The organism is Kitasatospora sp. MBT63 (assembly GCF_000710465.2).
Lineage (GTDB): Bacteria > Actinomycetota > Actinomycetes > Streptomycetales > Streptomycetaceae > Kitasatospora.
Map to the genome: position 1 here is coordinate 1 of NZ_JAIZ01000496.1, position 9,837 is coordinate 9,837.

General features: G+C 71.0%; 13 protein-coding genes and 1 pseudogene. 7 read left to right on the top strand and 7 right to left on the bottom strand.

The features are described 5' to 3' along the window. Positions 1-340 (bottom strand): Hsp20/alpha crystallin family protein (locus AA75_RS26790; protein WP_033822836.1); only part of this gene is annotated, 340 nt, incomplete at its 3' end. A gap of 109 nt (positions 341-449) precedes the next feature. Between AA75_RS26790 and AA75_RS26795 the strand changes: the two genes are divergently transcribed. Both AA75_RS26795 and AA75_RS26800 read left to right on the top strand, forming a co-directional pair. Beyond that, positions 450-1,136, top strand: a complete 687-nt coding sequence (locus tag AA75_RS26795; protein WP_033822837.1) for a hypothetical protein — start codon at positions 450-452, stop codon at positions 1,134-1,136. Continuing rightward, positions 1,111-1,314 carry a hypothetical protein gene (locus tag AA75_RS26800; protein ID WP_149038396.1) on the top strand — a complete coding sequence of 68 codons (204 nt, stop codon included), beginning with the start codon at positions 1,111-1,113 and terminating at the stop codon, positions 1,312-1,314. The genes AA75_RS26795 and AA75_RS26800 overlap by 26 nt, the downstream gene beginning before the upstream one ends. 361 nt (positions 1,315-1,675) lie before the next feature. Here the strand turns inward: AA75_RS26800 and AA75_RS26805 are convergent, their stop codons facing one another. Both AA75_RS26805 and AA75_RS26810 read right to left on the bottom strand, forming a co-directional pair. Further along, the gene (locus tag AA75_RS26805; protein ID WP_033822839.1) at positions 1,676-2,005 is read right to left on the bottom strand and encodes a DUF6296 family protein; all 330 of its coding nucleotides are present in this window, start codon (positions 2,003-2,005) and stop codon (positions 1,676-1,678) included. Then, positions 2,002-2,241, bottom strand: coding sequence for an STAS domain-containing protein (locus AA75_RS26810; RefSeq protein ID WP_033822840.1), 240 nt, complete (start codon positions 2,239-2,241; stop codon positions 2,002-2,004). Before AA75_RS26810 ends, AA75_RS26805 begins: the two co-directional genes overlap by 4 nt. A 291-nt stretch (positions 2,242-2,532) precedes the next feature. Between AA75_RS26810 and AA75_RS26815 the strand changes: the two genes are divergently transcribed. After that, on the top strand, positions 2,533-2,790 hold the full coding sequence (locus tag AA75_RS26815) for a hypothetical protein (protein ID WP_051813441.1): 258 nt from the start codon (positions 2,533-2,535) through the stop codon (positions 2,788-2,790). 371 nt (positions 2,791-3,161) lie between these two features. On the opposite strand, the gene AA75_RS54090 is transcribed toward AA75_RS26815, so the two are convergent. Beyond that, positions 3,162-3,287, bottom strand: a complete 126-nt coding sequence (locus AA75_RS54090; protein ID WP_149038397.1) for an arginine 2-monooxygenase — start codon at positions 3,285-3,287, stop codon at positions 3,162-3,164. A 351-nt stretch (positions 3,288-3,638) separates the two neighbouring features. Between AA75_RS54090 and AA75_RS54095 the strand changes: the two genes are divergently transcribed. Next, a complete protein-coding gene (locus AA75_RS54095) occupies positions 3,639-3,794 on the top strand; it encodes a hypothetical protein (RefSeq protein WP_199520422.1) in 156 nt (51 codons plus the stop codon). Between the two features lie 58 nt (positions 3,795-3,852). Here the strand turns inward: AA75_RS54095 and AA75_RS26825 are convergent, their stop codons facing one another. After that, positions 3,853-4,935, bottom strand: a complete 1,083-nt coding sequence (locus tag AA75_RS26825; RefSeq protein WP_149038398.1) for a hypothetical protein — start codon at positions 4,933-4,935, stop codon at positions 3,853-3,855. A gap of 905 nt (positions 4,936-5,840) precedes the next feature. Between AA75_RS26825 and AA75_RS26830 the strand changes: the two genes are divergently transcribed. Both AA75_RS26830 and AA75_RS54100 read left to right on the top strand, forming a co-directional pair. Further along, positions 5,841-7,016, top strand: a complete 1,176-nt coding sequence (locus tag AA75_RS26830) for a glutathione-independent formaldehyde dehydrogenase (protein ID WP_051813448.1) — start codon at positions 5,841-5,843, stop codon at positions 7,014-7,016. Positions 7,017-7,226: 210 nt separating this feature from the next. Then, the gene (locus AA75_RS54100; RefSeq protein ID WP_368666609.1) at positions 7,227-7,634 is read left to right on the top strand and encodes a DUF6766 family protein; all 408 of its coding nucleotides are present in this window, start codon (positions 7,227-7,229) and stop codon (positions 7,632-7,634) included. Here AA75_RS54100 and AA75_RS26840 read toward each other — a convergent pair. Both AA75_RS26840 and AA75_RS26845 read right to left on the bottom strand, forming a co-directional pair. Then, positions 7,627-8,196 (bottom strand): SDR family NAD(P)-dependent oxidoreductase, encoded by a 570-nt coding sequence (locus AA75_RS26840; protein ID WP_051813450.1) that lies wholly within the window; start codon positions 8,194-8,196, stop codon positions 7,627-7,629. The genes AA75_RS54100 and AA75_RS26840 overlap by 8 nt on opposite strands. 246 nt (positions 8,197-8,442) lie before the next feature. Beyond that, positions 8,443-9,177, bottom strand: coding sequence for a SigB/SigF/SigG family RNA polymerase sigma factor (locus AA75_RS26845; protein ID WP_233289204.1), 735 nt, complete (start codon positions 9,175-9,177; stop codon positions 8,443-8,445). 544 nt (positions 9,178-9,721) lie between these two features. Between AA75_RS26845 and AA75_RS46060 the strand changes: the two are divergent. Next, a pseudogene (locus AA75_RS46060) lies at positions 9,722-9,837 on the top strand (catalase); the annotation flags it as partial.

Genomic DNA, 9,837 nt, shown 5'->3' on the forward strand with positions numbered 1-9,837 from the left:
CGGCGTCGTAGTCGGCGGTGATCCCGGCGGGGTCGAGGGTATCGGAGAGCATGACCTGGCGGGAGAAGATGCCGAGGGGGCGCTCGGACAGCTCCCACTTGATGCCCTCGCCTTCCTGGCGCGGGCGACGTTCGGCCTTGACGGTGACCATGTTCCGCTCGACGTCGATGTCGATCGCGTCCGGGTCCACCCCCGGCAGGTCGAAGCAGATCACGTACTCGTCACCGGCCCGGTAGGCGTCCAGCGGCATCGGCGTCGGACGCGACCAGGTGCCGGTCGTGTTGAGGAACTGCTGGGTCAGCCGGTCCAGCTCGCGGAACGGGTCAGTGCGCAGCAGCATTGCGAAACACCTCCACTGATCGAATGGGTGCCAGTGCGCTTCACCTGTCTCCTTTCTAGCGCGTCATCCATCCGATGACAAGTGAGTATGTCGCCTATAGAGTGACTGCATGCGCGAGACGTCCCGCAGAGCCGCCCCCGACGCCTCCCCACCGACCGAGCCCGCCTCGTTCCTGGCAGCCGCGGCGGCGCTCGCCGCCATCGACGACGCCGTCCGCACGGCCCACAACCCCGCGTCCCAGCCCCCGACCGCCCCTGACGAGCATGTAGGCCTCGAGCAGGCCCTGGCTGCACTCGTCCTGCTGCGCGAGCTACGCGGCCGGCTCGCCGGCTGGGAGGCCGGCCTGGTGGAGAGCGCCCGGGGGGCCGGCGCCACCTGGGCCGACCTTGCCCACCCGATGGGTGTCGCCAGCCGCCAGGCCGCCGAGAACCGCTACCTGCGCCTCAAGCCCGCCAGCGGCACGCTTCAGGCCGGTACCGGCGCGGAACGTGTCAAGGCCGTCCGTGACCGGCGGGCCGCCGAGCGAACGGTTACCGCCTGGGCTCGCGACAACGCCGCCGAGCTGCGGGTCCTCGCCGCCCAGATCACCACGGCCGCGCTCGCCCCCGGCGCCCGCCCCGCCCAGGCCGCCCTGACCGCTGCCCTCGGCGCCACCGACCCCGCCGACCTCATAGAGCACCTCGCCGCCATTCGCCCCCACCTCGGCACCGGCCAGCGCGACCTCTCCACCCGCCTCGACACCCTCACCCACCACACCACCCAGCTCCGAGATGACAGTGACCGACGCCGCGCCTGACCCTGCCAGCACCGCCGAAAGGCGCTGGCAGTACCTCCTGGACCGGATCCACGACCTCGAAGCACGAGGGGCCGCCACCACGAGCACCGTCAACGCCGCCCTCGACCACCACCTCGCCCGGATCGACGCTCTGCGCCACCACCTCGCCGACCCCACCCGGCCACCCGTCCGCCCCTGATCCGGGCAGTCCCCCAACCACGCCAACGGACAACCGGCCGGCCTGACAGGGCAGGGGGCCACCGCAACCACCCGGGCCGTCAGAACCGCGCCCGTGTCCCACCGGCACGCCGGTCGGTGCTGGGGGTCTGCGGCGGCGTACCGGCGCCACGGCGGTGTGCGGGTCGCACAGCGGCCGCATCCCGCCCCGATGTCCGTCGCGGCTCGCTCCGTGGTGAAGTCGGTGCCGCCGAGTGCCTTCGCGGCCACAGGCGGCGGTGCGCGCGACGAACTGGCACGGCGCCTCAGCCCGGCCGTTGGATCCGACAGGGCGGTGGCGGCACCAGGTACGGGTTCACCGGCGTCGCGCCAACCCCGGCCGGCTACGAAGCGGCGACGGGGTGGGCGCGCAGCAGAACAACGCCGCCGACCGGCAACGCCATGCCCTCGGGAGTGATCTCCACGAGCAGGTCACCGGTCTCGTCCGTGTACACCGGCAGAGCGTGCGGGCCGAGCCGTCCGGTCGGGCCGACGTCGACCCGCCGCTGCGGGGCCTGGCAGCCCACCCGGCCCGGCACGCGATGCTGGGGACGCGCGCGGGTCCCCGGATGGTCGGCGAGCGCCAGAGCGAGGACCCGGCGCTCGTGCTCATGCGGCAAGACGGTCGATGTCGAGAGTTCGAGGGCGCCGGTGATGTCCAGCAGCCGGGTCATCTGGGGGACGGGTCGGCCAGGCGCAGCGTGATCCCGCGCGCTTCGGCCGTGCGGGCGGTGAGCAGGGTGTGCAGGCCGGAGGAGTCGCAGAACAGATCCAGGTCATGGTCAAGCACCTGTTCCAGGGCATCGACGAGGAGCGGGGCGACCTCGAAGTCGATATCCCCGGTGACGACGAGCAGCGGTCCGCGGTTGGCGTGGCCGGCCCGGACCGTGAACGGACAGGGCGTGTACACGTGCACCTCCTCGCAGCCAGCGGACCGACCGGGTCGTCGCGGGGCCGGCCCCTTTGGTGTCGGGGCCGCTGTCGGGCGCGGTGCCGATCGGCGGGGCTCCCGGCCGATCGGCACCGGCCGGCCCTGCGGCGGGACGTGGTACATGTGCGGGCCCGGAGGCGCCCGCCGACGCAAGCGGCCGGGAAAGCGGGTACCCGGGGGCGCGTCGTGCCGCGCCCGCGACGGCGTCCTATCGGCACGCAGCGGACGGCCGCGGGTGCGACGGAATGCGGCAGCACACATCGTGGAGGCATGCCGAACTACCACTTCCATGCCGAGCAGTTCAAGCCGAACGTGCGCCTCCTCACCATCGGGGCCGCCCTGTCCGGCGTCGGGGCCCTCCTGAGCGTCACAGGGGCGGCCCTGGTCGCGACCGCCCTCGCCACCGCCGGACGCCGAATCATCACCGCTTGGGAGACCCACCCCGTGGAAATGGCCTCCCGCACGGCCCGTCAGGCCGTGTCCGCATCCAGCGCCGCCCGCGATGCCTGGCGCTCCAACGCCTCCTGAACCAGCGCTCCCGCCGGGCTGAAGGATCTGACCCGCAGCCGTTCCGCCGCCCCGAGTGGGTCGACCGATTCCTCGTCGGCGAGGACCGGGGCGTTGTCGCGCAGCTCGCGGTAGGCGGGGAGCTGGGTCGGCCGCCACTGGGGCGGGGCCAGGGTGGGCGTCGACCTCGGCCCGGCGCACCGGTCTCCGGGCCAGCCACACGCCGTCCGGGAAGCAGGAAATCCGTCTCGGTTGACCAGGAGCGTTGAGCAGGGCAAGGCCCGCAATGTCGCCGCCATCGCGAGCGGCGCACTGGCGCGAACGCACAGCAGTTCGCGCGAGCGGGCGACGATCCTGCCGGGACGGCTTGAACGGCCGCCCGACCGGCAGGTTCAGTCCTCGATGACGACGCGTACGGGCTGCAGATCCGTACGGGCCGCATCGGGAACGACCATGCCGGCCTTGACGCCGGTGGCGAGGTAGTCGATGACCTCGCGGTCGAACCGTTCGCCCGGCACGACAGTGGGATGCTGGGCGGATAGGGAGTGATCATCTCGGCGGCGATCCGGCCGTCGGCCTTCGCCGGCTCGACCTGCCCGGTGCGGCCCAAGAAAGCATCGCGGGGCAGGCTGACCTGTTCGAGGCGGAGGCGGTCCGGCGGGGGAACGTGCACGGCCACCGCGGGCTTCAGGGCGGCGACGTTCGCCACCAGGTCGACCAGGGCGCGGTGCAGCGTGTCGGCGGTGGTGCTGTCGTCCGCGTGGGTGAGCTGGGCGCTGATCCGGCGGTGGTCGCTGACGTGGAGATTGATCTGGTGGTGGCTGCGCAGCCAGTCGGCGGCCCGGTAGCCGGTGGTACCGAGGGCGGAGATGTCGATGATGACCTGCAGCGGGTCCATGTCGGCGGCCAGGCCCGGCCCGCAGAAGTCCCGCGCGGCCGTGGACGTGGAGGCCGTCGACGGCGTCGATCCGGCGGTGCAGGTCGTGGGCGAGGTCGAGCGCACCGTCGGCGGCCGGTGGCGGTGAACGCGCCGGGCCAGACCGTCGGGTCCGGGAAGTCGGTAATCGCTTTTCACCGCACTGGCTAACCGCCGCTGTCGGACCAGGTGGTGTCCTGCCTTTGCCCCAGCCGCTGGCGCTCCCCGTAGGCCGCCTGCCGCACCACCTGATCGTCTTCCAGCCCCGCACCCAACGCGCCGCCCACCGTACCCATGGACGTGATGAACCATGCGAGGGACAGGTAGTAGGCCGCGCCGGGTTCGTGCCCGAGAACCGGGCCCAAGGCGCCTGGGGCGAGCAGGAGCGGCGCCGTGAGAGCGATGAGCACGTACAGCGCGGCGTAGAGGAAGGAGATCCCCAGGTAAAGGGTGACGACCGTGGCCACGTTGTAAAGCCGGGCCTGGTGCTGGGCCAGACTCCCCTGTGGACGCTCCCATAGTTCGTGGTCGATCACGAGCCAGGCCACCACAGCGGTGATGGACAGGAAGGTGAGCACCCAGGAGCGGCTCGGACCGAGATGGCGGCTGACGTTCCAGACGTCGCTGCTCAGCAGGCCGAAGGAGGCCGTCGCGAAGACGACGGCAAGGACCCTGGACAAGCCGGTGAAGAGCAGCCACGGCCGGTTGGCCCGCACCATTCCGGCGAGCAGGCGCAGCCTCCCGCTGCGGCCCGGCAGCACGAGGTATCGCTCCCCTCCGCCCGGCCGCTGCACCTCCTCCCGGGCCGACGTGGGCCCGGCGGTTGCGGCGAGGAGTTCGGAGACGGCGTACAAGGCCGCGTCGCGCGCCTGACCGGAGACCCGGAACCACCCGAGTGAGGGTAGAGAAATCAGGGCAACGCGCTCACGCGGGCTCAACATCAGAACGACGGGCCGGCCGTTGGCCCGGTAGGGCAGGTCCGTGACGAACAGGGCCAGATCCCAGGTTCCGCCCTTCAGCCGCTCGGTGAGCGCCCGCACCATGCTCGGCGGGTCCGCCTGCGCGGCGAGGGCGAGAGCATTGGAATTCACTGACACCCGCCAGTCCACGTCCACCCGGACTCCAACGAGGAGGCCGACCAGATCAGCTTTCAGACGGCGCGCGACGTCGGTCGGCCAGCCGGGATCGGACATCAGAACGAGATCGAGCGTCACTCGTCCGCCCGATTCCCCTGGTTCCAGTGCGATCATCGTTCCGGTGCAATCGTCCGTCGCCGTTGGCAGTGAGCGCGAGTTCGGGGCCTGGCCGCGCTCACCGGGTGAGCGGCACTGCGGTACTCGCCATAAGCCACGCTAGTCACACCGGGCAGTCCCGCATGGGTTGCCGCGCCGCGTGGCAGCACGCACTTCGGGAGTGCCGATGCGAAGTCTCCCTGCCTTCGCTCTGGGCTCGGACCCGCGAGATGGCTACGGGCGCTGGAAGAGTCCATGCGCGCCGGGCTTCGCACCGAACGAACGCGGCTCGAACCCCCGGTCGCACCGCGTGCCGCGGCCGGGGCAGCAACGGTGATCACGCTCGCACTGTGGCTGGTGTTCCCGCCCTACGCCGCCTCCGCAGCGTTGGGCGCGTTCTCGGTCGGCGCCTCCTCCATCCAGCGGGGTTGGCGCCCGCGCAAGGTGGTCGCGCTGAGCGTCGGATTCGGGTTGGCCATCAGTACGTTCTTGGGCTACCTGCTGGCCCTCGTGCTCTTTACTGCACTACCCGCGTACTCCAGCCGGCCTGCTCGTCCATCGCCTGCTGTCCCACGCGTGTCCCGGTGTTCCAAGGCGTGAACCCCAGAGTGGGCGTTGCACAAGGCCAGACGGCCAATGGCCTGGCGGCCGAAAGCCTTCCAGTTCCGAAAAACCCTCGGCCTATCAATCGGTGAACGGCTGTTTCGCGTCCGAGCTGGCGGGAAGGCGCCTGGCACGCCGGAGCGCCGCCGCTCGGCCTGGCGGGCCGGTGGCGGCGCCCCCGCGCCGCCTGATCCGGGTGAATGGCCTGTGGAGGCGTGCCGGAGGCACGGACGACGTCGTGCCAACTTTCGCGAGGCGGGTTCTTGCGCCGTCTCACCATCGCCGTGCCGCAGTCATGCCACGGCAAAAGGGAAGTCCTCATGAAGGCAGCGGTATACGAGGGACCGCGGACGGTCACGGTGAAGGACGTGCCGGACGCGAAGATCGAACATCCCTGCGACATCATCGTCAAGATCACCACCACCAACATCTGCGGCTCGGACCTGCACATGTACGAGGGCCGCACCTCGTTCGCGGCCGGCCGTACGCTGGGCCACGAGAACATGGGCCAGGTCGTGGACGTCGGCTCGGCCGTCCGCAAGGTCCGGGTCGGCGACTACGTGGTCCTGCCCTTCAACATCGCCTGCGGCTTCTGCAAGCAGTGTGAGCGGGGCCTGACCAACTACTGCCTGACCATGCAGCCCGAACCCGCCCTTGCGGGAGCCGCCTACGGATTCGCCGACATGGGCCCTTACCAGGGCGGCCAGGCGGAGCTGCTACGCGTGCCCTACGGAGACTTCAACGCCCTGCGCTTGGGCGAGGACGCCGCCGAGCGGCAAACCGACTACGTGATGCTCGCCGACATCTTCCCCACCGGCTACCACGCCACCGAGATGGCTCACGTCAAGCCGGGTGACCAGACGATCATCTTCGGCGCCGGCCCCGTAGGACTCATGGCGGCCTACTCGGCCCTCCTCAGGGGTGCCGGCCGCATCTGGGTGGCCGACCACCAGGGCGACCGGCTGCGCATAGCGGAGGACCTCGGCGCTATCCCGATCAACACCGCCGAGCAGGACCCGGCCGAGGTCGTCAAGGAGGCCACCCTCGGTCTCGGTGCCGACAACGGCTGTGAATGCGTCGGCTACCAGGCACACGACCCCCAAGGACATGAGGATGCCAGCCTCACTCTCAACGGCCTGATCGACTCGGTCAGATTCACGGGCGACATCGGCGTGGTCGGCGTGTTCCTGCCCCAGGACCCCGGCGGGGAGGAGGCCCAGGGAGAGCTGGAGGCGCAAGGCAAAATCCCGATCGACTTCGGGATGATGTGGTTCAAGGGCCAGCGCATGAGGACCGGACAGGCACCGGTGAAGAAGTACAACCGGGCGCTACGGGACCTGATCGCCGCCGGGAGGGCGATGCCGAGCTTCGTCGTCTCCCACGAACTCAGCCTGGACGAGGCCCCCACCGCTTACCAGCACTTCGACGCCCGTGACGAGGGCTGGACCAAGGTGGTCCTGCACCCCGACGGACACGGCAACGGCCACAAGCGATAAGGAACTGCGGCGGCGCGGATGCCCCACCTTGTGGAGCCGGAGACAGTGGTGGCGCCGTCGCCACTCTGCCGGGCAGTGAGGCATACCGTCTACCCCCAATCCGCTGCCCGGTGAGGACGAAGGCCGCACGCCAAGCTGAGACCGCCGCTCTCGGCAGCCGCCCCGGCCCTGACCGGCGACCTGCAGTTCTTCCTGCACATCTTCGGCACGGTGTGGCTGCTGCAGCGCGGACTCTCCGGAACCACGAGCAAAAGGTCGGCGCGCACGCGACCGACGTCCCCGGCCTGGGCCCGCGCTGACGGGCTGCGCAGCACGCTGTACTCACGCTCGCTGGGCATGGTGATGGCGCTGTTCTTCCTAGGTTCGTGGGGCGCCCAGTCGGTGACCGGTGTGTCCGCATCCAACGCCGGGCGCTGCGGGACCCGCGCGCCGTCACGTGGTAGGACTACGAGCAGCCGCTCGGCGCGGCTCACACTTCCAGTGGCGTCGAGGACTGATGCCGCCTTCTGGTCCCGGCCCGGCCGAGGCCGAAGCGGTGAACACCACCGAGTCGGCGCTGCTGGTCGGGCTGGTCGGCCCTCCCGGGCGCCCAGAGAGCCGACTGGTCCGGCTAGCTGACGGCCGCCAGGAGGTCACCGAACCTGGAGCAGGACGACGAGCGCACGCCGGCGCGGCCTGCCTCATCGACTCCATGACCCCGCGCACCGGCGCCAAGAGCCCGGCTCGGGCCAAAGAGGGCGAAGCCGCACGCCGTCCCCGCGGGGACCGGTGCTGTCGTTGCATCTGTGCACCGGCCGGTCCGGCGCAGCGGCGGCGTTCCCGGACAGGCGGCCGTCCCGGCCAGGACATGCGTGGCGAAGCACAGCTCCACACCCTCCGCGGTCACCTGCCGGCCGTCCGGCATCACGCCCGCGTTGTTGACCAGCACGTCCAGCCGCTCCTCGCGGGCCGCGAAGTCAGCGGCGAAGGCCCCCACTGCCGCGAGATCGGCCACGTCGCACACCGCCGGGACGACGTCAGCCGCCGGCGCGCTGTGCTCGCGGGTCAGCCTGGCGGCCTGCTCCGCCCGGTCCCGGTCCCGGGCCAGGACGCACACCGAGGCACCGAGCCGGGCGAAACCTGCGGCGGCCAGCCCGATCCCCGATGCCGCGCCGGTCACCAGCATCACCTTGCCGTCCATCCGCGGTGGATCATCCCGCTGCGGCGACCTCTCGCGCGCCACCCGTCGACGGAGGGTCTTCGAGATCGCCGTGGGCGAGCACGTGGTCGTCGCGCGAGGCCCCAGCCCCGGGGAAGGTGGTCACCGGTGCACTCGGACTGTGCCGCGGTGTGGTCCAGGGGACTGAGGCAGGGGCGGCTCCTCCGTGACTGGGGCCCGACCTTGCTGCGGACCGGCCCCGGCCGTGACCGGGCCGCATGAAAACGATCATTCCAGATCAGCCGGGGCCGTCCGGTGGAGGGAATGCTGCATGGGGTCAGGGCGGTGCCCGTTGTCGTCCGCCCACGCGGGAGCGTCGCGGTCTTCGATGCTTTCGCGGAGATGGGTGAAAGTGGCGGAGAGGATCCGGGAGATCTGCATCTGGGAGACACCCATCTCCGCTGCGATCTCGGACTGGGTCCGGTACTCCCAGAACCGCAGCGCCAGCACCTTCTGCGCGCGCCGGGGCAGTCCGGCGAGCAGGGGGCGTACGGCGGCGCGGAACTCGGCGAGCTCGAGGCCGGGGTCGCAGGCGCCGAGCCGGTCCGCCAGGGCGCTCCGAGCGTCGTCGGTGTCCCGCTCGCGCGGGGCGTCGAGGGAGTCTGTGCGGTAGACCCGGCTCGCGACGAGTCCCTCGGTGACCTGGTCCCTCGTCAGGTCGAGCCGTTCGGCGAGCTCCTCAGCGGTCGGCTGTCGACCGAGTTCCTGTTCCACTCGGTCGGAGCCGCGCGCCACCGCCAGGTAGAGCTCCTGCATGGTGCGCGGTACCCGGACGGGCCAGGAGGTGTCGCGGAAGAAGCGCTTGATCTCGCCGGCGATGGTCGGGATGGCGTAGGTGAGGAACTCCACACCGCGCCGGTGAGCGTAACCGTCGATGGCTTTGATCAGTCCGACCGTGCCGGACTGGACAATGTCGTTCATGTCCTCGGTGCGGTGGCGGAAGCGGGAAGCGACGTAGCGCACCAGCGGCATGTTGAGCTCGATGATGGTGCCGCGGACATAGCGCTGTAGTCGTGGGTCTCCGGCGCCAGGTCGGCCAGGCGCTCGAAGAGCGCGTCGCTCAGGCGGCGAGCCTCGTCCCTGCCCATCGTCCGCAGCTCGTCCCTGCTCGGACAGGCGGGGACACCTGGCGCCGCCTGGGGCGGGGCATCCTCGTGGGCCACGGCGCCGGAGCCGGTCGGTGGACGGGCGCGAACGATGATGGGCACGGGAGCCTCCTCGGAACGCGGGGCAAATGCCCCGGTGGCGCGGCGCGGTCGTAGCTCCCGTGCGCGCCGCAGGCTCCGCACGACGACGGCGTGCCCGTGGCACTGCCGTCCGGAGTGTCACGGCCGTGGCCCCGTCTCCGAGGCCGCGCTGCGCTCGGCAGCGCGGTTCGATGTCCCCGCACTGTTGACGGCGATGCGGGCGCACGTCGTGAGCGTGTGCCCGTTGTGGGATCAGTGCCACGGGCTCGTCCCTCGTTGTTGGGGAGCCCTGATCTTTGCGCGTCTGCCCATATCCCGGCCAGGGAAACAACGACCTGGTCGGCAACAACATCCCGGTGTGCTTCATCCAGGATGCCATCAAGTTCCCCGACGTGATCCACGCCGCGAAGCCGCACCCGGACCGGGAGATCCCGCA